18 protein-coding genes are annotated in these 23,146 nt (G+C 36.1%); 1 reads left to right on the top strand and 17 read right to left on the bottom strand.

Translation table 11 applies throughout. The features are described 5' to 3' along the window. Positions 1–4 precede the first annotated feature (4 nt). From rapZ to F5ESL0228_RS02870, 15 genes are all read right to left on the bottom strand, one after another. Complete coding sequence (gene rapZ, locus F5ESL0228_RS02940; RefSeq protein ID WP_122017983.1) at positions 5–883, bottom strand: RNase adapter RapZ; 879 nt, start codon at positions 881–883, stop codon at positions 5–7. A gap of 87 nt (positions 884–970) precedes the next feature. Next, positions 971–1,513, bottom strand: coding sequence for an HdeD family acid-resistance protein (locus tag F5ESL0228_RS02935; RefSeq protein ID WP_122017982.1), 543 nt, complete (start codon positions 1,511–1,513; stop codon positions 971–973). Between the two features lie 56 nt (positions 1,514–1,569). Further along, entirely contained in the window at positions 1,570–4,410 is a 2,841-nt protein-coding gene (gene uvrA, locus F5ESL0228_RS02930) for an excinuclease ABC subunit UvrA (protein ID WP_122022799.1), read from the bottom strand. Continuing rightward, positions 4,400–6,442 carry an excinuclease ABC subunit UvrB gene (gene uvrB, locus F5ESL0228_RS02925; protein ID WP_122017980.1) on the bottom strand — a complete coding sequence of 681 codons (2,043 nt, stop codon included), beginning with the start codon at positions 6,440–6,442 and terminating at the stop codon, positions 4,400–4,402. The genes uvrA and uvrB overlap by 11 nt, the downstream gene beginning before the upstream one ends. Positions 6,443–6,540: 98 nt before the next feature. Then, positions 6,541–8,268, bottom strand: a complete 1,728-nt coding sequence (locus F5ESL0228_RS02920) for a phospho-sugar mutase (RefSeq protein WP_122022798.1) — start codon at positions 8,266–8,268, stop codon at positions 6,541–6,543. Positions 8,269–8,488: 220 nt separating this feature from the next. Further along, a complete protein-coding gene (gene trxB / locus F5ESL0228_RS02915; RefSeq protein WP_122022797.1) occupies positions 8,489–9,415 on the bottom strand; it encodes a thioredoxin-disulfide reductase in 927 nt (308 codons plus the stop codon). A gap of 57 nt (positions 9,416–9,472) precedes the next feature. Beyond that, positions 9,473–10,492, bottom strand: a complete 1,020-nt coding sequence (locus F5ESL0228_RS02910) for an NAD(P)H-dependent glycerol-3-phosphate dehydrogenase (protein ID WP_122022796.1) — start codon at positions 10,490–10,492, stop codon at positions 9,473–9,475. Positions 10,493–10,533: 41 nt separating this feature from the next. Continuing rightward, positions 10,534–11,370 (bottom strand): prolipoprotein diacylglyceryl transferase, encoded by an 837-nt coding sequence (lgt, locus tag F5ESL0228_RS02905; RefSeq protein WP_122022795.1) that lies wholly within the window; start codon positions 11,368–11,370, stop codon positions 10,534–10,536. Beyond that, on the bottom strand, positions 11,371–12,315 hold the full coding sequence (gene hprK, locus F5ESL0228_RS02900; RefSeq protein WP_122022794.1) for an HPr(Ser) kinase/phosphatase: 945 nt from the start codon (positions 12,313–12,315) through the stop codon (positions 11,371–11,373). It lies immediately after the preceding gene. 17 nt (positions 12,316–12,332) lie between these two features. After that, complete coding sequence (locus F5ESL0228_RS02895; RefSeq protein WP_122022793.1) at positions 12,333–12,602, bottom strand: hypothetical protein; 270 nt, start codon at positions 12,600–12,602, stop codon at positions 12,333–12,335. A 15-nt stretch (positions 12,603–12,617) separates the two neighbouring features. Beyond that, positions 12,618–13,734 (bottom strand): peptide chain release factor 2 gene (gene prfB, locus F5ESL0228_RS02890; protein WP_199713306.1). Its coding sequence is split into 2 segments (ribosomal slippage): positions 12,618–13,661 and positions 13,663–13,734, totalling 1,116 coding nucleotides; the frame shifts between segments, so codons are not numbered across the junction. Between the two features lie 66 nt (positions 13,735–13,800). Then, the gene (gene secA, locus F5ESL0228_RS02885) at positions 13,801–16,200 is read right to left on the bottom strand and encodes a preprotein translocase subunit SecA (protein WP_122017972.1); all 2,400 of its coding nucleotides are present in this window, start codon (positions 16,198–16,200) and stop codon (positions 13,801–13,803) included. 132 nt (positions 16,201–16,332) lie between these two features. Further along, complete coding sequence (gene hpf / locus F5ESL0228_RS02880; protein ID WP_122017971.1) at positions 16,333–16,890, bottom strand: ribosome hibernation-promoting factor, HPF/YfiA family; 558 nt, start codon at positions 16,888–16,890, stop codon at positions 16,333–16,335. 81 nt (positions 16,891–16,971) lie between these two features. Then, positions 16,972–17,661 (bottom strand): ComF family protein, encoded by a 690-nt coding sequence (locus tag F5ESL0228_RS02875; RefSeq protein ID WP_122022791.1) that lies wholly within the window; start codon positions 17,659–17,661, stop codon positions 16,972–16,974. Continuing rightward, positions 17,658–18,938, bottom strand: a complete 1,281-nt coding sequence (locus tag F5ESL0228_RS02870; protein ID WP_122022790.1) for a helicase-related protein — start codon at positions 18,936–18,938, stop codon at positions 17,658–17,660. Before F5ESL0228_RS02870 ends, F5ESL0228_RS02875 begins: the two co-directional genes overlap by 4 nt. Positions 18,939–18,984: 46 nt before the next feature. Here F5ESL0228_RS02870 and F5ESL0228_RS02865 point away from each other — a divergent pair, with 46 nt between their 5' ends. Further along, positions 18,985–19,632 (top strand): YigZ family protein, encoded by a 648-nt coding sequence (locus F5ESL0228_RS02865; protein WP_122022789.1) that lies wholly within the window; start codon positions 18,985–18,987, stop codon positions 19,630–19,632. A gap of 406 nt (positions 19,633–20,038) precedes the next feature. On the opposite strand, the gene F5ESL0228_RS02860 is transcribed toward F5ESL0228_RS02865, so the two are convergent. Both F5ESL0228_RS02860 and F5ESL0228_RS02855 read right to left on the bottom strand, forming a co-directional pair. Beyond that, positions 20,039–21,196 carry a glycosyltransferase family 4 protein gene (locus F5ESL0228_RS02860; RefSeq protein ID WP_122022788.1) on the bottom strand — a complete coding sequence of 386 codons (1,158 nt, stop codon included), beginning with the start codon at positions 21,194–21,196 and terminating at the stop codon, positions 20,039–20,041. A 143-nt stretch (positions 21,197–21,339) separates the two neighbouring features. Continuing rightward, a complete protein-coding gene (locus tag F5ESL0228_RS02855) occupies positions 21,340–23,136 on the bottom strand; it encodes an FAD-dependent oxidoreductase (protein WP_122022787.1) in 1,797 nt (598 codons plus the stop codon). Positions 23,137–23,146: the final 10 nt, after the last annotated feature.

Below are 23,146 nucleotides of genomic sequence, written 5' to 3'. Positions count from 1 at the left end.
TTTCTCACCTTTTTCTAGTGTAGCGACTAATTTCACGATGTGTAATATCAACAGTGTAATTTTTAGCCAAATCATGAGCAAGCTGCTGCGCAATTGCTACACTGCGATGCTGACCACCAGTACAACCAATCGCTATTGTTAAGCGGCTCTTACCTTCTTTTAGATAGCCTGGCAAAGTGCTCTGAATTAAATCCAGAAATTTATGATAAAAGTTTTGCGTTTCGGATTTATTCATCACATAATCAAAGACTCTCTTGTCAAGTCCGGTAAATGGTCTGAGCTCTTGAATATAATATGGATTAGGCAAAAAACGGACATCCATTACAATATCGGCATCAACTGGCATTTTGTATTTAAAACCAAATGACATTATCTCAATTGAAAATGACTGTTGCTGATTTTCACCAAACTTAGTAGTTAATTTTTGTTTTAACTCTTTAGGAGTCAAATCACTAGTATTAATTATATAATTTGCCTGATTCTTTATCTCACTTAAAATTCGTCGTTCTTCAATTATACTATCAAGCAGTCGACCATTTCTCGCTAAAGGTGGCAATCGTCTTGTTTCTTTGTAACGGGCAACCAATTCATCATTAGATGCTTCCAAAAACACAATGGTTGTCAGTGCTTGGCCGTTGTCTTCAAGTGAATTAACTTCATTAATTAAATCTTTATAAAAATTTTTAATACGTAAATCAACGACAACAGCAACTTTAGTAAAGGTATCCGAGTCGACAATTAATTCCCAAAAACTTGGTAATAGTGTTGGTGGCAAATTATCAACAACAAAATAATTCATATCTTCTAATGCATGTGCCGCAACGGTTTTGCCAGCTCCACTCATGCCAGTTAAAATCAACAATTGTTTTTTACTTGCAACCATTTTGCTAGCCTCCTATATCAAATTATATCATACCAGTTGTTTCTTAATTTTTTAGTGCAAAAAAAAAGTTCTTAACGAACTTAATTATTATCTATTGGCAAAAGCTGCAATAATTTCGCCAATTCCAAATATAAATAACCAAAATGAAACTAACCAAATTAATGTTAGAGCTGATAATGCAGGATTAAACATCAATCCTATCGCAATTAATAATCCAAAAATATTTAAAATAAAGTTAATCCAAAAATAGAATCCAGATGCTGCTCGCATATTCCATGACAGAATAATGCCAGAAATAGAATCAAACAAAAACCAAAAAGCAAACAAGTATGCAATAGTTAACCCCGCTGCATCATAAGAATACAAGAATAAAAGTCCGATTGCGATATCTAAAATTCCGGAAATAATTGCCAACCAGCTGAAAGAAATAAAATAGTGCAAGCGATTATATACAGCTAACCAAACAAGTCCTTGCACAATTGACAAAATCGCAAATAATAAAACAAAGGCATGTAAAGCCTTTCCAGGATGAGCGATCAAGAAGACACCAGCCACAATCATTAAGATGCCAGCTATACAAGCTGCCCAATTAAAACCACGATTTCCCCTATAACTAGAAAAATTATCCATCTTCTTACCTCCTTTCGGCTATTTTACACTTTATCTAAAGTAAATACTAACAAATACTATTTATTTGCTTTTTTAGTTAGCATTGTATCACGTTCCAGAACCGGCTTTAGGTATTGTCCGGTATAGCTTTTCTTTATTCCCGCTAATTTTTCCGGTGTCCCAGTCGCGACAACCTGGCCACCGCCTTCTCCACCTTCAGGTCCTAAATCAATTAGCCAATCAGCGCATTTAATCACATCAAGATTGTGTTCAATGATTAAAACTGTATTCCCTTGATCAACAAGCCTTTGTAAAACATCAAGCAATCGTTTGATATCATCCGTATGAAGACCTGTTGTTGGCTCATCTAAAATATAGAAATTTTTGCCAGTAGAAAGTTTTTGTAATTCAGCTGCCAATTTCATTCTTTGAGCTTCACCGCCGGACAATGTTGTTGCCGATTGTCCTAATTTAACATAACCCAATCCAACATCAACAATTGTTTGCAACTTACGGGCAATTTTAGGAATATTTTTAAAAAAGTCGCACGCATCGCTTATTGTCATATCAAGAACTTGTGCAATATTTTTCTTGCGATAGGTTACCTCAAGTGTTTCCGAATTGTATCGATTACCATGACAAACTTCACAGGGAACATAAACATCTGGCAAAAAGTTCATCTCAATTTTGATGATTCCATCACCATGACAAGCCTCACAGCGCCCGCCCTTAACGTTAAACGAAAACCTTGCTTTTGTGTAGCCACGAAGTTTAGCCTCATTTGTTTGTGCAAATAAAGTTCTTATATCATCAAAAACACTAGTATAAGTTGCAGGATTGCTTCTAGGTGTTCGTCCTATTGGGCTTTGATCAATATCAATAATTTTTTCAATATTCTGATAGCCTGTAATTTTCTGGTATTTTCCTGGTTTTGTTTGATTTCGATTTAATTTTTGCGCTAATGCTCGTTTCAAAATCATATTAACTAATGTTGACTTACCCGAACCCGAAACACCAGTTACCACAACAAATTTGCCCAATGGAAATTCAACTTTTAAGTTCTTGAGGTTATTTTCCTGCGCACCAGTAATTGTAATCTTTTTACCTGTACCATGGCGACGCTTTAATGGCACGGGAACAAATTTTTTACCAGTTAAGTACTGTCCAGTAAGAGAATTAGGATTATTTTCTACTTCTACTGGTGTACCTGCTGCCATTACTTCGCCACCAAAGCTTCCTGCACCCGGTCCCATATCAATTAAATAATCTGCCTGCCGCATAGTTTCTTCATCATGCTCAACTACGATTAATGAGTTACCCAAATCTCGCATTCGTTTTAACGCAGCGATTAAGCGGTCATTATCTCGTTGATGCAAGCCGATTGAAGGTTCATCGAGAACATACATTACTCCAGATAAATTAGATCCTATCTGTGTTGCCAAACGTATTCTTTGTGCTTCACCACCAGAAAGGGTATTTGCCGATCTAGACAAAGTTAAGTAGTCTAGACCCACACTGTTTAAGAAGGTTAGCCGATCTCGCACCTCTTTTAAGATTGGCTTTGCAATAACTGCCTCTTGCTTATCTAATTTAATTTCATTGAAAAAGTCAAGTGCCTTATTAATTGCCAATTCTGACGCTTGTGCAATATCCTTTCCCATGACTTTAACTGCTAGTGCCTTTTGATTGAGGCGCTTACCGTGACACGTTGCACAAGTTAATTCTGTCATATATTTTGCCATTACATCACGCATAAATTTTGACATTGGGTGACGATAGCGACGTTCAACGTTTTCCATCACTCCTTCAAACGCAGCAGTTGTGTCATTAAGACCAAAATCACCTGTTACATGAAACTTGATCTTTCTTTTCGAACCATGAAGAATTGTTTCTTGCTGTTTTTTAGTTAACTTTTTATATGGTTTATCCAACGGGATTTTTAATGCAGAACAAGCTTGCTCTAACATTTGTGAGTAATACTTAGAATTTTTCCACGGTGCAATGGCACCTTCTGCTAGTGTTTTATCCGGATCAGGAATAACCAAGTCTTTATCTACTGATAATTTGACACCTAAACCGTCACATTCGGGACAAGCTCCAAATGGTGCATTAAACGAAAAGAGTCGCGGCTCCATTTCTCCTACTGTGAAGCCACAAATTGGGCATGCATAATACTCCGAAAAATTAAGTGTTTCTCCACCAATAACATCTACGTTCATATACCCATCAGAAAGGCGTAACGCTGCTTCAACAGAATCAAATAGCCGAGAACGAATTCCGTCCTTAACCACCAGTCGATCCACCACAATATCAATTGTATGACGAGCATTCTTGGCTAAGTCAAAATCCTCATCAATTTCATGCATCTCACCATCAACAATCACACGCACATATCCTGCACGCTGTACTCTCTTGAATACTTCCCTATGGGCTCCTCTTTTTGCCCTAATAACAGGAGCTAAGAGCTGAATGCGACTTTTTTGCGGCAATGTCAATATCCGATCAACCATTTGTTCAACAGACTGTCGTTCAATCAATGTACCGTCATTAGGACAAACTGGATGACCCACACGTGCCCATAATAAACGTAAATAATCATTGATTTCCGTCACTGTTCCAACAGTTGATCGTGGATTATGCGAAGTTGTTTTTTGATCAATCGAAATTGCCGGATTTAACCCATCAATTGAATCAATGTCAGGCTTATCCATTTGTCCCAAAAACTGGCGCGCATAGCTTGAAAGGGATTGAACATAACGTCTACGTCCCTCGGCGTATAATGTATCGAACGCTAACGAACTTTTACCCGAACCTGATAAGCCGGTAATAACTACAAGCTTATCTTTTGGAATTGCGAGGTTAATATCTTTTAAATTGTGCTCACGTGCACCTCGAATTACAATTTGATTATTTGCCATTTATTGCTTTTCCCTTTTTTGTAATTGGTTTTCTAGTTGAACTTTCCAGTTCCATAATCGCATCCCGTAAAGTAGCCGCACCCTCAAAATCAAGTTTCTTAGCCGCTTCTTGCATTTGTTTACGAAGATCCTTAATCATTGTCTGCTTTTGTTTAGTAGTCAATTCATTGAAGTTCAGATCAGCAAAACTATCACTTTTGGTTGTCTCTTCGGTAGGCTTAGTTGCTGAAATCACTTCTCGGATTGGCTTAACAATTGTTTTTGGAACCATCTGATGCTCTTGATTAAACTCAATTTGAAGTTTCCGCCTTCTTTGAGTAGCTTCAATAGCCTGACGCATAGAATCCGTGATCGTATCAGCATACATAATAACTTCACCGTTAGAATTTCTCGACGCCCGTCCCATGGTCTGTACTAAGGGGCGATAAGCTCGCAAAAAGCCTTCTTTATCGGCATCAAGAATAGCAACTAGTGATACTTCAGGTACATCAATACCTTCACGTAATAAGTTAATTCCAATCAACACGTCATACTTGCCTAAGCGCAGATCTCGCAAAATTTGCATTCTTTCCAATGTTTTAACATCAGAGTGTAAATACTGAACTTTAATCCCTAAATCTTTTAAGTAATCTGTTAAATCTTCTGCCATTTTTTTGGTTAAGGTTGTAACAAAAACGCGTTCATTATGCTCGATTCGCTTATTTATTTCAGCAACTAAGTCATCGATCTGTCCCTCAACTGGCTTAACTTCAATCTTAGGATCTAGTAGACCAGTTGGCCGTATAATTTGCTCAACTTTATGATCGGTACGTTCAAGTTCGTAGTCGCCGGGAGTAGCTGACACATAGAGAATTTGATTAACGTGTTTTTCAAATTCGGCTAATTTTAATGGCCGATTATCAAGAGCAGATGGTAAACGAAAACCATAGTCGATTAAAGTCTTCTTTCGATTGCGATCTCCATTATACATTGCCCTGATTTCAGGCATTGTCGCATGAGATTCATCAATTAAAATCAAAAAATCATCTGGAAAAAAGTCTAGCAAGGTATACGGGGGTTCTCCCTCTTTACGTCCCTCCATATGGCGAGAATAATTTTCAATTCCATTAGTATATCCAACTTCGCCCATCATTTCGATATCATAAGTCGTACGTTGTTTAATTCGTTGTGCTTCAAGCAGTTTGCCTTGTCCTTCAAAATCTTTTACTTGTAAGTCCATTTCTTGTGAAATTGCTTGAAGTGCTCGTTTTAGCTGCTCTTCATTTGTCATAAAATGTGTAGCAGGAAACAGTGAAATGCTTTTTCGCTCACCAATAATTTCACCCGTTAACGAGTCAATTTCGACAATACGATCAATTTCATCACCAAAAAATTCAATTCGATATGCATGGTTTGAGTTGCCAGCAGGGAAAACTTCAACAACATCCCCACGTACTCGAAAGCGACCACGCTGAAAATCAATATCGTTACGGTCATACTGAATATTAACTAAATCACGCAACAAGGTATTTCTACCGTAATCATCTCCCTCATGAACGGTAATTACACTTGCAGCATATTCATGCGGATCTCCCAAGCCGTAAATACATGAAACAGAAGCTACCACAATGACATCATTTCGTTCCATTAAATCACTTGTGGCTTGATGGCGCAGTTGATCGATTTCATCGTTAATTGCCGAATCTTTCTCAATGTATGTATCAGACTGAGGTACATATGCTTCTGGTTGATAATAATCATAATAAGAAACGAAGTAGTCAACTGCATTATGCGGGAAAAATTCCTTAAATTCACCATAAAGTTGCCCAACTAAAGTCTTATTATGTGAAATAACTAATGTTGGCTTATTTAATTGCGCAATGATATTCGCCATGGTAAAAGTTTTCCCTGTTCCCGTTGCGCCTTCAAGAATCTGTTCTTTATATCCCTTTTTAAAACCAGTTGTCAGTTTAGTAATTGCTTGCCCTTGATCACCAGCCGGCTTAAACTTCGATACAAGTTCAAATTGACGTTTTTCTTGTCGTTTAATCATAGAAAGACTCCTTGTAAAAAAGTTGGACACAATAAGCCCAACTTTTACTTTATATTTGCCATTTTACGCTTCCGAACATATTTTCGCACGCTTTTTGCTTATTTTAATAAAGCTGCTAAAGCTGTTTGATAATTTTCGGCCACCTTCTGAGCCAAGCTGATATTAGGCTGATTAACCCCAACATAGACTTTAATCACTGGTTCTGTACCCGAAGGACGAAGGGCAAGCCAAGTTTCATCAGCTAGAAAGTATTTTAAAACATTTGATTTGGGTAGATCCGCCATTTTTACTGGCGCCTTACCAGTAGAACTTTCCTTTTGCATTAAAAAGTCTTGTACTTTAATAACTTTAACCCCATTAATTTGGTTTAACTGCTCTTTTCGCAATTTTACCATTAACTCATTCATTAATTTTTGTCCGCTAATCCCTGGCATTTCAATCGCACGCGTAATTTCATAAGAAGTACCATATTTTTGCCAGATTTCTTCAAGGCCTTCAAGAACAGTCATTTTTCGTGAGGCATAATAAGTAGCTACTTCTGCAAACATTAACGCTCCCTGCATTGCATCTTTATCACGAGCAAACGGTTGAAACAGATAACCATAACTTTCTTCAAAGCCCATTAAAAAGTGACCGTCATGTTGTTTATTCATTCGATCAATTTCTTCACCAATAAACTTAAATCCAGTTAGTACTGATTTTGTTTTAATGCCAAAATCTTGCGCAATCTTTAAAGGCATATTGCTAGAAACAATGGAAGTAACTAATTCATAATCGCTTTGCAATTGTCCATTATTCTTTAAATTAGTTAATAAATAGTAACTCATTAAAGTGGCAATTTGATTACCCGTCAAAACTTGAAAATTCCCGTCTTTTTTCCGAACACATGCACCCATCCTATCAGCATCAGGATCAGTAGCAATGATTAGATCGGCATTTTTTTTATTAGCCAGCTTAATCCCTTCATCAAATACATCTCGATATTCGGGATTAGGCTTTTTGGTAGTCGGAAATTCTGGATCAATTACTGATTGACTTGGAACTGGAATAACATTCATAAAACCATTTTGGCGAAAAGCACGATCATACAGCATCTTACCAGTTCCATGTAGAGGTGTATAAATTAATGTTAATTTAGCACCATTTTCTTTAATCAATGTAGTATTAACATTGATTTTTTTAAGTTCTCTAAGATAAGCTTGATCTAAATCCTCTCCAATTAATTCAAGGATATTCTTTGCTCGCAGTTTTTTAATATCAGCTGCATTAACGTTAAAAATATTTTCTACCTTTTGTGCATAATGAAAAACTTGACTAGCATCTTCGGGCCCCATTTGGGCACCATCAGCGCCGTAGACCTTATATCCATTATATTGTTTGGCATTGTGAGAAGCAGTTATATTGATTCCAGCAAAAGCATGTAAATGCCGCACTGCATATGATAATTCTGGTGTCGGACGTAAATCATCAAATAAATAAACATGAATACCATGTTCACCTAAAACCCGAGCTGCATATTCGGCAAATTCACGGGAATGATATCGTGAATCAAACGAAATTACTACACCCTGTTTTTTGGCTATTTCACCTTTCTCAGCAATTAATCGAGCTAAGCCTTCAGTAACTCGACCAATTGTGAACAAGTTGATTCGATTTGTGCCTGGTTCAAGCAAGCCACGCATTCCAGCCGTTCCAAAATTAATATCTTGGCCAAAAGCATCATTAATCCAATTAGAATCCTTGCCTAATTCTATTAATTGCTTTTGCAGATAATCGGGCATAACAGGTGAAGTTTTCCATGCGTTAAAAGTCTCTTCCGCATTCATTGTAATATTAATCCTCTTTTTCTATAATAAATTAATTTTTATAGTCTTATTCTAGCATTTCTTTTCATAAGTATTGTTAAACTTAAGAAAGAATTCATGGTACTATTTAAATTTTTTACTTAAACAAATTAAAGAATAACATAGTCTTCCCGATAGCTTGCGCATAAAAAAAGCCTTAAAAGTAATTTACTTTCAAGACTTAGTATCAAGCAATTTTTTATTAGTCGTTTAAAGCTTGCAAATAATTATAGGCTTCTTGGCCTGCAATACTTCCATCACCGACAGCATTAGCAATTTGACGCAAATCCTTTGCACGTACATCACCAATTGCAAACACTCCGTCGTGCTTGGTCTTCATATGTTCATCCGTAGGAATCCAACCGTTTTGATCAAGAATATCCAAGTTTTTAAAAGCTGTAGTTTGAGGAATAACACCAACATAAATAAATACACCATGTACTGATAAATGTTTCAATTCAGCGGTTTTTTTATCTTTATAAGTTATTCCGGTTACTCGGTTCCCATCGCCTTCGATTGACTCTGTTTCCGCATCCCAAATAAAATGCATTTTTTCATTCGCAAATGCACGCTTTTGTAATGTTGGTTGAGCTCGCAATTGATCACGACGGTGAACTACGGTTACTGACTTAGCATTTTGAGTCAAGTAAATCCCCTCTTCAATTGCGGAATCGCCGCCACCAATTACGGCTAAGTCTTCATCTTTGAAAAAGGCTGCATCACAAACGGCACAATACGAAACACCTTTTCCAGAATACTCATCTTCACCCGGTACATCTAAATGGCGATGATCAGCTCCAGTCGCAATGATTAACACTGGCGCACTGTACTCGCCAGTATCTGTTTTTACTAGTTTAGTGTTTCTTTCAACAGTAACTGTTTGCACATCCCCATATTCAAACTTAGCACCAAACTTCATTACCGAATTGTACATTTTTTCGCCCAATTCGGGACCTTTTATTTCACTAAATCCAGGATAATTATCAATCGCATCTGTGTTATTCATTTGACCGCCATAAGGTCCACGATCAAGAATTAAAACAGAAAGATTTGCACGTGACGCATATAAAGCCGCCGTTAAACCTCCAGGACCAGCACCGATAATGATCACATCATATTTTTGGGTCATATTTTTACCTCAGCAACTTTCTTATTTTTAGTAAGTAAATTTTACAATATAAATCTTTTAAAGTCTAATTTCTGGCTTTGGAATCCTACCCATCATCTTTGTAATTTCATTATCAACATTAGCATTTTGGTACAAAACACGATAAATTGCTTCACTAATCGGCATATCTATTTGCTTTTCTTGGCACAATTCATGAACAGCTTTAACAGTTGTTGCCCCTTCAACCACTTGTCCCATATTTTTAAGTACATAGTCTAGACTTTTGCCTTCACCTATTTGCTTACCACAACGCCAATTACGTGAATTAACTGAAGTACAAGTTACAATTAGATCACCAATTCCAGCTAACCCACTAAAAGTCATTGGTTTTGCCCCAAAATAATTAACTCCTAGGCGGGTAATTTCAGCAAGTCCACGAGTCATTAACGCTGCTTTAGCATTATCACCATAATTCTTACCTACCAAGATACCAGCCGCAATTGCAATTACGTTTTTAACTGCACCAGCCACTTCTACACCAATTAAATCGGTATTTGTATACAATCTTAAATATCCATTAGTAAAAAGTTCTTGAACTTTTTGAGCATTATCAGCATTATCCGAGGCACATGTGATTGCAGTTAAATCTTTTTGCGCAACACTTTCAGCATGACTTGGTCCAGAAATAGCAACAATTTTATCAGTATCATTAGGATAAATTTCTTCAGTTAAAATTTCAGAAATCAATTTCTTGGAGCCTGGTTCAATTCCTTTAGTTGCAGTAACTAACAAAGGCTTACTTTTACTTGCTGTTAAAACTTGGTTTACTTTTTTAGCAACTTCGCGAATTGCTTGAGTTGGTAAAACGAAGAGAATAATATCTGCCTCATTCAGTGCTAGTTTCAAATCATCCGTTGCTCGTACAGTTTCATTCACATACCAATTCTTCATATAATGTTCATTGGTGTGATTATCATTAATTTCTTGGTTTACCTGTACATTATTTCCATACAGTATAACTTCGTTACCGTTATCTGCAAGTAATGAGCCTAAAACGGTTCCCCATGAACCAGCACCTAGAACTGCAATTTTTGCCATCTTTTTCTCCAGACTTTCTGTATAAATTAATATAGCTTATCTCAAGCTCTTGTATACGGATACTTAAGTCCGCTACCATCTAAATACCATTTCGGTTTGATTACTTTTCTCCGATATATAAATAACCCAATAGTCACAATAAATAGAATTAAACTTAACAATTGCGAAACACGGATTGTCCCGGCTAAATATAAGCTATCTGTTCGTAACCCTTCAACAAAAAAACGAACAACGGAATACCAAGCTAAGTATAGCATGAAGACTTCGCCTTGTTTGAATAAATATTGCCGGTGACGCAAAAGCAAAATTAGAATTAAGCCTAGAAGATTGAAAACAGATTCATATAAAAATGTAGGCTGATAATATACACCATTAATCTTCATTTGGGCAATAACAAATGTAGGCAAATGCATCTTCTGTAAAAACTCTAAAGTTGTCGGTCCGCCATGAGCTTCTTGATTAAAAAAGTTACCCCAGCGTCCCAATATTTGTGCGGCCATTACTCCTGGTGCAATAATATCAAGCATTAAAAATGGTAGCAGCATTCTTTTATAACAAAACACAAGCAACACTATAAGGCCAGCTAACAGGCCTCCATAAATTGCGATTCCACCATTCCATATTGCAATAATTTGATCGGGGTGCTGAGCATAATAATTCCATTCAAACACAACATAATAAATCCGTGCCCCTATATATCCTAAAGGAACCGCCCATAGCAACAGATCTATAAAGTCATCGCTTGCGATTTGCCGCTTTTGACCTTCGACAATTGCCATTGAGACCGCCATAATAATTGCCAGTGCCATAATGACACCATACCACTTAACATTTAAACTACCTAGCGCAAATGCAACTGGGCTAATAGTTAACCACATCTATTTATCCTTTTTAGAATTTTGAGCAATCAAAGCAGTTAAATTATCATCAAATGTTTTGGTTGCATTATACCCCATCTTTTTTGCCCGAAAGTTCATTGCTGCCACTTCAATAATATCCTCCATATTACGTCCTACTTTGACCGGAATTGTAATTTGCGGAACTTCAACATTGCAAATATCCCGACTGCTTTCTTCAAAACCGAGTCGATCATAATTAGCATTATTATCCCAATTAACAAGTTTTATCACTAATTGGATAGGGCCACGATTTTTAACTGCTCCTACGCCAAATAATTCCATTACATTAATAATTCCGATACCTCTAATTTCCATAATATGTTTCAAAATTTGGGGTGGCTCACCCATCACAGTTTCAGTATCCTGTTGATAAGCATCTACCCGGTCATCTGCAATTAACCGGTGCCCGCGCCTAATTAAACCAAGTGCCGTTTCCGACTTACCAACTCCAGAATCTCCAGTCAGCAAAATTCCTAATCCCTTAACTTCAACCATGACACCATGAATAGTCTCACGAACAGCTAAACGCTCACGTAAATATTCTGTCAAAATACTAGAGATATACGTTGTAGATTCAGAAACTGATAAGATAGGTATTTTTGCTGCCTCAGCTGCGACAACCAGTTCCTGTGGAACACGTAAAGAACGCGAAACAAAGAAACATGGAGTTTGTGGCGTACAGAGCTTTTTAAAAACGCAAACTAAACTTTCATGATCAAGCCTAGCTGCATAGGAAATTTCCGTTCGTCCTAGAAGTTGAATACGTTGATTAGGATAAAAATCAAAATATCCAGTCAATTCCAATCCAGGCCTATATATATCTGAAACTGCAATCTCTTTACCGGTAATATATTGTTTACCATGGACAATATGGACAATTTTATTATCTTGAATCAAATCTTTTAATTTAACTGCATTTGCCATTTAAATTGCCTCTTAGTTTACTTATCTACATCTTTAGTTTCTGCATCTCGCACTTTTTTGCGTTTGGGATAGGAGTTTTCATTATTGGACCAATTTTGCCAAGTTCCTTTTTCGTTAGGTGTTTCATCAGTTTTATCATGATTAGTAAAATGATTAATTAACCAAATAATTACTGCAATTACTAAAACTGCAGGTAAGAGCAAAAATATAATATGAAAAGCAGCAAAAGTAAAACCTAGTATAATTACTGCTAATAGTACGATACAAATAATTGCCAAAAAACTCATTTTTTCACCTTTTTCCTATTCAGGATTAGCCTGACTAAGTATCCATTGTAAATAAGCATAAACAAATGGTTGCAATTTACCATCCATCACACCACTCGTGTCGGAAGTTTCATAGCCTGTCCGCAAATCTTTAACCAGATTATAAGGATGAAAAACATATGATCGAATTTGTGAACCCCAACCGATTTCTTTTTGATCGCCCTTTAGTTCTTGTTTATGCTGCCTTTTTTTCTCTTCTTCTAAATGAAAAAGTTTTGCGCGCAGTTCATTCATTGCTGTCTCTCGATTTTGCAATTGAGAACGCTGTGCCTGTGACGTTGTAACAAAACCTGTTGGCAAATGAGTTATTCGCACAGCACTGGAAGTTTTATTAATATGCTGGCCCCCAGCACCACTTGAACGATAAACATCAATTCGTAAATCTTTGGGATTAATATCAATTTTTATACTGTCGTCAATTTCAGGAATAACTTCAACTGAGGCAAACGAAGTGTGACGACGCTTAGCTGAATCAAATGGTGAGATTCGAACTAAGCGATGTACACCATGTTCTGATTTAAGCAAACCGTAAGCATTTTTACCAGTAACTCTAATACTAGCACTCTTAAGACCTGCCTCTTCACCTGGTTCATAATTATTAATTTCAAATCCAAAATTACGCTGGTCAGAATAACGTTGATACATTCTTAGCAACATTTGAGCCCAATCCATAGCTTCGGTCCCACCTGCACCCGGATGAATTTCCAGTAAAGCATTGTGATTGTCATATTTTCCTGATAAAAGCAAATCCATCTCATATTCATGAAATTTACCTTGAAGCTGCTTTAAATCATTTTCAACCTCTTGTTGAAGATCTGCATCTGGCTCTTCAATTAGTAATTCCAAGGCCGTAGACGCATTTTGATAATTCTCTTGTAAATCTAAAAATGAATTTCGCTTTTCTTTTAGTAAATTTGTTGCCGAGATCATTTTTTGCGCACGTTCTTGGTCGTTCCAAAAATCTGCATCCTGCATTTTATGTTCATTAATTGTAATGCTGTCAGCAATTGCATCTAAGTCAAAGAGACCCCCTAAAATGATCTAAGCGAGCTCTTAAACTATCTAATTCACTTTGAATTTCATTAATTTCCATATGATCAATTACTCCTAATAAATTCCAAAAAAGGGAAAGCAGCTGCTTTCCCTTCAATCTTAACTTTTAACGACTAAGATTTTGTCTGATTTCAGCTTTCATAAATAAACGAGTTACATCAAACTCAATATTAGAAATCATTTCTTCAAACATATTGTATCCAGAATCTTGGTATTCAACGAGTGGATTAAGCTGACCATAACCACGTAAACTAATTGATTGACGCAATTGATCCATTGCATCAATATGATCAGTCCAACGGTCATCTACTACCCGTAAAATAACAACTTTTTCAAATTCTAACATATCTGATGGATCGGCCAAAATCTGTTTTTTCTGTTGATAGTTTTCTTCAACAAATTCATACAGTTTCTGCTTTAATTCAGGAACTGTAATTGTCTTAAAGTCAAGTTTTTCAACTTCTTCATCATTTGTCAAACTTGAACTAATGAAATCTCTCAAAGAATCAAGTCGCCACTTGCTACGATCACCCTGCGTAAACATATCAACTTGACTATTAATTGTACGATGAATCATCGGAATTAAAACATCTTTAAGTGAAGTTTCTTCTCCAATAACTTGCATCCGTTCACCATAGATAATTTCTCTTTGAATTCGCATAACATCATCATATTGCAATGTTTGTTTACGCGTATCATAGTTATTACCTTCGACACGTTTTTGAGCTGACTCGACTTGTCTTGTAATTAAACGACTTTCAATTACCTTATCATCGTCATTATCCGATAACCGATCCAAAAAGTCTTTAACTCGGTCACCACCAAAGCGTTTCATTAGATCATCTTCAAGTGAAAGATAAAATCTAGTTACACCAGGATCTCCCTGGCGACCAGAACGACCACGAAGCTGATTATCAATTCTGCGTGATTCATGGCGTTCAGTCCCAATCACAGCTAAACCACCCAATTCTTTTACACCAGGTCCCAATTTAATATCAGTCCCACGACCAGCCATGTTGGTAGCTATCGTAACCGCACCACGTTGACCTGCATTCATAATAATCTGGGCTTCCTTAGCATGATTCTTAGCGTTTAATACTGCGTGCGGAATACCGGCCTGATTAAGCATCTTGCTTAATCTTTCTGAACTTTCAACTGCAACTGTTCCGACCAACACAGGCTGTCCTTTTGAATGACGCTCTTTAATTTCATTTACAACAGCCTCAAATTTTGAATTTAGGGTTGGATATAAAATATCAGATTGATCTTTCCTAATATTAGGACGGTTCGTCGGAATTGTGATTACCTGCATATTATAGATTTCACGAAATTCTTCTTCTTCTGTCTTAGCCGTACCTGTCATTCCTGATAATTTTTTATACATTCTAAAGAAATTTTGGTAAGTAATTGTGGCTTGCGTCTTGGATTCTTCCTGAATTTTAACGCCCTCTTTAGCCTCAATTGCTTGATGTAACCCATCGGAATAACGCCGACCACTCATCACACGACCCGTAAATGAATCAACAATTAGAACTTCACCATCTTGAACCACATAGTCAATATCATTAAGCATAATATAATTGGCACGTAGTGCTTGATCTAGGTGATGAACCAATTTTTGATTTTCGACATCATACAAATTTTTTAAGCCAAAATGATCACAAGCTTTTTGAATTCCTGTTCTAGTCAATGCAATCGATTTAGTTGGCCAGTCAATTTTATAATCGCCGTGGTCTTCATCATCATCAGCGTCATCTCCACTAGTATCTTCATGAAGTGATTTAACAAAACGATCAGCTCTGATATAGTCGCCATTAGCCTGCTCGGCTTCACCAGAAATAATGAGCGGTGTTCTCGCTTCATCAATTAAAATTGAATCGACTTCATCAATAATAGCGTAATTTAATTCGCGTTGAACCATTTGTTCTTTATAAACCACCATGTTATCACGCAAATAATCAAAGCCTAATTCAGCGTTAGTTGAATAAGTAACATCACAATCATATGCTTCACGCTTTTCATCAGGTGACATTGAATTTAAATTTAAACCAACAGTTAACCCAAGCCACTTATATAATTGACCCATTTCTTCAGCATCACGACTTGAAAGATATTCATTGACCGTCACAACGTGAACCCCTTTGCCTGTCAATGCATTTAAATAAACGGGCATTGTAGCCGTTAAAGTCTTTCCTTCACCAGTCATCATTTCGGCAATATTACCAAAATGCAAAGCAATCCCACCCAGTATTTGAACATGGAACGGATACAAGCCCAAAACTCTTTTGGCACCTTCACGAGCAACTCCAAAAGCTTCTGGCAATATTTTGTCTAATTCCTCGCCCTTTTCTAGTCGTGCTCGAAATTCAGGTGTCTTTGCCTTCAACTCTTCATCTGAAAGTTTGTCATATTCATCAGCATAATTTTCAACTTGATTAGCAAGCTTTTCAAATTTTTTTAGTTCTCTTTTATCATTATTGTATAGTTTCTTTAAAACGTTTACCATTTAATCGATCCTTATATGTAGTTAAGTATAAAAACACATATTAATTTTAACATGATTAGTGCAAAATTAAAAATAAACAAAACAAAGACCTCACATTAAATGTGGGGTCCTCTGCTGATAACAGCATTGTTTTTACTTTGTTTCAATCAAACCGTATTGACCATCATTTCTACGATATACAATACTAGTTCCATTTGTTTCAGCATCTTGGAATACAAAGAAATCGTGTTCCAACATGTTCATTTGTAAAATTGCTTCTTCAGGACTCATTGGCTTCAAGCCAATCTGTTTATTGCGTACAATAGAGAATCCACTGCCATCATCATTATCAATGTCACCGGTATCTGTATCCGAATTTTCAACTAAGAAATCATTGATTCCCTTTTCCCGACTTTTTCGATTAATTTTGGTCTTGTACTTTCTAATCTGACGTTCCAGTTTTTCAGAAACAAAATCTATGCTTCTATACATATCATCGCTTGTTTCCTCTGCTCTCAATACTAAGTACGGTAGTGGGATAGTAATTTCAACTTTAGCCGTATGATCACGATATACCTTAAGATTAACGTGGGCAACAACATCTTGATTCAAATCAAAATATTTCTCCATTTTCTTTAGGCGTTTCTCGACATAACTTCTCAAAGCATCAGTTACCTCAATATTTTCACCACGAATATTATACTTTAACATATGAGATTCTCCTTTCAATTGTTAATGCAACTTTACTTAATTATATTATAACAAATCTTGAAAGCGCTGAACAAGATTAAACTATCTATAAATTGTAAAACTGCTTATTTGAACAGACGGATACCTTTTGATAATTGCATCACGTGCATGATACAACGTTCTTCCCGTAGTATAAATATCATCCAAAAGTAATATTTTTTTATTGTTTAAGTTTACTTTAAAGTCTTTCTTTATAAAAAAACTTTGTGGCGTTTTCAATCTTTCACTACGATTCTTCTCGCCTTGTGCGCTCAGTCCACCATGTTTATCTAACACAGAAGTTAACAAAACCAAATCATCAAAAATACTGGTTATTGTATCAAACTGACGACTAGCACAATGTTCTGGTGAAGTTGGAAGTGGAACGTAAAAATCTGCATGAATTTTTTTCAAGTTAAGATAGCACAATTGCTGCAATACTTTTGCCAAAACAAAATCACCATAACGTTTATAATTTACCATTAAATCATGTGCAGCTTGATTATACTGATAAACTGCATGATTATGTATTAGGTTATCGCCATAAAGGTGGCGCCACTTTTGACAATCATTGCAAATTATATTTTTATCTAATTCACGATCACAAAACTGACATCTTGGTTGACTTAATTTAGTAAATTTTGCTTTGCAAGACCTACACAGGTATTCTTCAGGCTGTTTTTTCCAATAAAGTATCTGACAAAATGATATTTGTGGCGTAAATTGTTGTCCACAAACAAGACATAACTTCATTTATTAAGCTCCTTGATTTGTTTTACAGCACTTTGAATACTACGAGTATATTTTTGATAACAAAAAAGAACTAATCCTCCTACATCATCTTGTGCTCGACCTACACGGCCAGCAATTTGAATTAAACTTGAGGTCGTAAATATTGCGTCATCTGCCTGGACAATAATTACCCAGACATGTTTAAAAGTAACCCCTCGTTCTAAGATCGTTGTTGTGACCAGAAGCTGTATTTTACCCTCACGAAATTGTTGGACTTTACTCAAACGCTTTTTATCTGCAGCATAAACTCCTTCTATATTAATTTGATGTAATTCAGGAACTTTCTTCAAAGCAGATAAATACAACGAAATTTGTTCAATTCGTGGTACAAATAGTAGTAAGGGATGTTGTGATTCTATTACTCCAATTATTTCTTTTATTAGTTTTGGGTGCAGATGACCTTTATTTAAAAAGGGGCGCAAAAATAATTTTTCGCGAGGTATCGGCAACAAGCCCCCATGAAAACGACGATTTAACTTTAGAACTCTAATTTTACCAGCCTCAACTTCTTGAAGAATATCACGTGTTGGTGTCGCAGTTAAATAAATACGAATTCCATTAGTTTTAATAGCATTTTTCGCACCAAAATGAAGCTGAGAATTATCTATATATGGGAAAGAATCTGCTTCATCAATTATTAACAAATCAAATGCATGGTAAAACTTAAGAAGTTGATGCGTAGTACATAAAGTTAACTGCTCTAATTCAGGTTCTTTGAATTCACGACCATGATACTTTCCAATTTTCAATCCTTGAAATGCTTCTTGAATTCTAGGATAAAGTTCATTAATAACATCAATTCTTGGAGAAGCGATACAACAACGTTGTCCTAAACTAAGACACTCTGAAATTACTGCAAATAACATTTCGGTTTTTCCTGCACCAGTAACTGCATGAACTAAAGTTGCTCGCCTTTTTTTAAAATTTTCTACTAACTTTATTGACACTTGCTTCTGAGCCGGAGTTAACTGTCCTCGCCACTTTAAAATATCTTTTTTCTTTTGAAAAAAAACTTCACTTTCGTCACGCACAAGAAAGTCGTCCTCAGTAACGCGTCCTAAACCAATGCAGGCACGGCAATATGTCTTACCATTAGGCAATCGCTCCTTCACAGTTGTCCCACATCGATTGCAACGCTGATTCGAAATTGCTTTGATTGTTGTTAACCCCTTAGTTATGCTAAAATTTTTTTGTTGACTGATCCATTGACGACCAGCAAGATATGCGAGCTTCTCCATCTTTCATCCTCCATATATTAAATACGCTAAAAGGAGGGAAAATTTTTTGATGAAAAAGGAAAACTTTTTAACAATTAAAGAAAACGGTAGTCATGAAATAATAATTAAAAAGAGTCGTTTTATTACTTCATTTGTACGTGTATCTACTATCGATGAAGCCGAAAAAGCCATTTCAACCATTTCCAAAAAATATCGCGATGCTACACACAATACTTATGCTTATATAGTCGATAATCATGTAAAAGCCAGCGATAATGGTGAACCAGCTGGGACTGCAGGAATACCAGAATTAAACGCTTTGCAATTATTGAAGTTACAAAATGTTATAGTTGTTGTTACTCGTTACTTTGGCGGTATAAAACTAGGAGCTGGTGGCCTAATTCGTGCTTATTCAAATAGCGTTACCCAAGCCGCAAAAAAAATTGGAATAGTTGAATGTATTCAACAACAGGAAATTAGCTTTAACATTGCCTATACCTATTTTGATAAGATAAACAACTATCTATCTAAAAAGAAAATTTCAATTGCTAAAATTGATTATGGCGTCGATGTGTGCTTGCATATTTTTGTTTCTGAAAAAGAGCAAGCTGAACTGCTTACAAATTTAACAGATCAATTAGCTGGACAAGTTCAGTTTATTAAAGGAAAAACACGGTATATTGAAATACCTGTCAATACTAACAAAGAGCATTAAAAAAGAGGCCTTAACTAAAAAGGGCTCTTTGCCAGAGAAAATGACTCTTAAAAGTTTAACTATTAGATTTATAATTAATTAAAGCTTGGTTCCAAGATTCGATTGGAATCAGGTTTTTAATTTACTCTTAGTTCGGTCATTGTTGCAATAACCAATATACTCAAACAGCTGCTTACTTTAATTTTTTAAAATTATGATAGCTAGCAATCTGACCGTAAAATATATCTGACTTTACAATCAAAATAAATTCTCTATCAAGTAGCTATCCATTGAATTAGTGGTATGTCATGCTGTTTTAAAGTTCTTTAATAAATCCAAATTTTTCTTTATTAATTAATTTGATTATAAAAATAAGTCCCGGAAATTGTCTGATTTCCGAGACTCATATTACAAGAAAACATTCTTTTTAATGTTGATTATGTTTGTTTTTTAATTGTTCTGGTTTTTCTTGACCTAAATGCCAAACTTCAACGGTTGGATCTTTCTTACTACGTGAATTAATTACTTTTTGAATCAGTGATAATAGCGGCTTATACTTTTCACCTAAAAGCCCAATTGATTCGACAAAGATTTCTAAGGCAACTACCAATCCTGCGATTAAAAGCCACATACCCCAAATTGGTGACAGTAAAAATAATAACGAAATGAATGAAAAGATTAGCGAAAGAGAATAAATTGCAAGAACAGTTTGACGGTGTGTTAACCCCATTTTCATTAATTGATGATGAAGATGATGCTTATCTGCTTGTGAAACTGGTTGATGATTAAGTTTTCGTCTTATCATAGCGTAAATAGTATCCGTAATTGGAACACCTAGTATGGTTACAGGCACTAAAAGAGAAATAAAAGTAACATTTTTTAAGCCTTTCAGTGAGAAAACCGCAATCATAAAACCGATATATAATGCCCCTGTATCACCAAGAAACATTTTAGCAGGATAAAAATTGTATGGTAAAAATCCTAATAAACAAGCTGCTAACATAAAGCAAGAAATTGGAATATAAAGTTGATCAGTATGTAAAAAGAAATATCCAACGATACCCATCGTTATTAGAGAAATCAATGAAACTCCGTCAGCTAAACCATCAAGCCCATCAATTAAATCAACAGCATTAGTCAAAGCCAAGATCCAAAAAATGGTAATAGGTAAACTCCACCAACCTAAATTAATTTGCTTATTCAAAAATGGCAGATTAAGAACATTCATTTTAATACCTGCCAAGAAATAAATAATTAAGGCACCAATTAAAATGCCAAACATTTTTTGACGCGGCTTAAGTTCTAAAATATCATCTATAATTCCTGTCAAAACAATGACACTAGAAGCTAACAACACACTAAAAGCTTCGTGTGTTGGAAATTGTTCTCGGAGAAGAACAAATGTACCGATATTATAGGTAACAAATATGCCTAAGCCTCCTAGTGTTGGCATCGGCTTTTTATTAACGCGTCTAGCATTCGGAATATCAACAGCTCCTAAGACAAAGGCTAATCGCCTAATAAATGGCGTGATTGCTGCTTGAATAATTACTAAAAAGAACAATTCAACAATAATTTTAAACATAGTCGACTACTTTCATAATAAGTTGCTTTAATTATACAGGCTTGACTAAAAATGCACAAATCACTCCCACTAAAGCTGATTAAAAGCTTATCGACTAAATAATTAACTTAAAAGTGGGTTTTTTCACGAACCCACTTTTATTATTAGTCATGTTGAGAAGCACCTGAGCTTGAATCAGCATTCTTAGTTGCATTATTTGCTGCACTTGCACCAGCAATACGACCAAAAACTATTGCGTTGGTAATTCCCATTCCGCACCCAGGATAAGTCATACCGCGCCATCCACCAGTGGTACTACCTGCAGCATATAAGTTGGCAATTGGATTATCTTGATTATCCAAGACTTCAGCTTTCTGATTAATGCTTAAGCCCCCTGCCATATCTGGAGTTGAAGGAGCTAATTTAGCAGCATAATACGGCGGTTTAAAGGCTGTCAGGTCTTTTTCACGGCCAAATTCGGTGTCTTTCCCCCTAAGAACATCATTATTCCATTTAGTAATCGTTTCCTGCAAAACGGTAGAATCTAAACCAATCTGTTCAGCTAAATCGGCAATTGTATCTGCCTTTTTAAAATAACCATCTTCAACTTCTCGTTTTAAATGTGGTGAAGCTGCTGGTGCCGAAAAGGCTGTTGGCATTTCATTTGCCATACCTTTATCAAAAAGTAGCCACACAAAACCTTGATCCATGCTGGCAATTTTTTTAGAAGCAAATTCAAAATACATATCCTCACGAAAATGTCTTTTAGCATCAGTACCAACCCAAATATAAGGTTTGGTCCAAGCCGTACATAAAGGTCCAATACAAACGTTATCGCCAGATTGTGTTCCTATCGAATTAGCAATCGGCATCCACATATCTTTTAACTTAGCACCTATTTGTGCTCCCATCCGAATTCCATCACCCATTTGCCTAATTGATCCATATGATTCTCCTACTGCAAAATCTGGGGCAAAACTTTTGAGCATTTCTTTATTACGCGAAAAGCCAGCAGTGGCAACAATTACACTCTGAGCACTGTAATTGCCCTTATTGGTATGCACGCCAATAACTTGGTTATCTTGATTGGTAATTAAACTTTCTGCTGTAATATTAAAAATGAACTCTGTGCCTAATTTTTGAGCGCACTTGAACAAAGGCTTGGAGAGCCCGTAGCCACTTTTTTCAACCGTCAAATGTGAACGGGCAACCGGAACAGCATACTTTTTCATTGCTTCCTCATTGCCTATTTGCTGAACTTCCTGAAAATTAACTCCCACATCGTTAGCTAACCACTCATAATCTTCAGCACCGTGTTCAACGATTACTTCACGCATATCGGAATCTTCATATCCTTGACCAACTGCCTTTAAGTAATTGTCCCAATTTTCCTTAGAATCTGTAATTCCTTGAGACTTTTGCAAGCTTGTACCACCACCTGCATTATAATAACCGCCAGATAAGGTCATATCCGATAACATATAGCTTGACGCATACTCAAGACAAATAACTGCCCTTCCTTTTTGCCGTGCAGAAATAGCGGCTGCAAGACCAGCAGCACCTGCACCAATAATTAAAACTTCTGTTTCTTTTTCAAATTGGATCTTGCGCGGATCAAGATAGCGATAATCAACATTGTCTTCTTTTCTAACAGTCCGCAAGTCAACTTTTTGGTCAAGGCCACTAGGATCACCAGCTTTGATTAAGGCATCCTTAACCGCTTTTTCGACAGCTTGAAAACTAATCGTTGCACCTGTTACAGCATCAATATTGTAGGACTGCTTTGCTACTATCAATTCCGGCGCCTTTTTAAGTGCTGCTGTACTTATACCTTCAGTTTCATTTTGATCATCAACATGAACTGCCTTAATCTGATTATCTTTTACGGTTACAGATACCTTTACTTCACCACGATTTCCAGAACCACTGCCATGATAAATTCCGTTTTTTAAATTAGCCATTTTTTGCCTC

Origin of the sequence: Lactobacillus sp. ESL0228 (assembly GCF_003692825.1) — a bacterium.
Classification (GTDB): Bacteria; Bacillota; Bacilli; order Lactobacillales; family Lactobacillaceae; genus Lactobacillus.
Note: the sequence above shows the minus strand (reverse complement) of the source record. Positions and strands in the feature narration are given on the sequence as shown.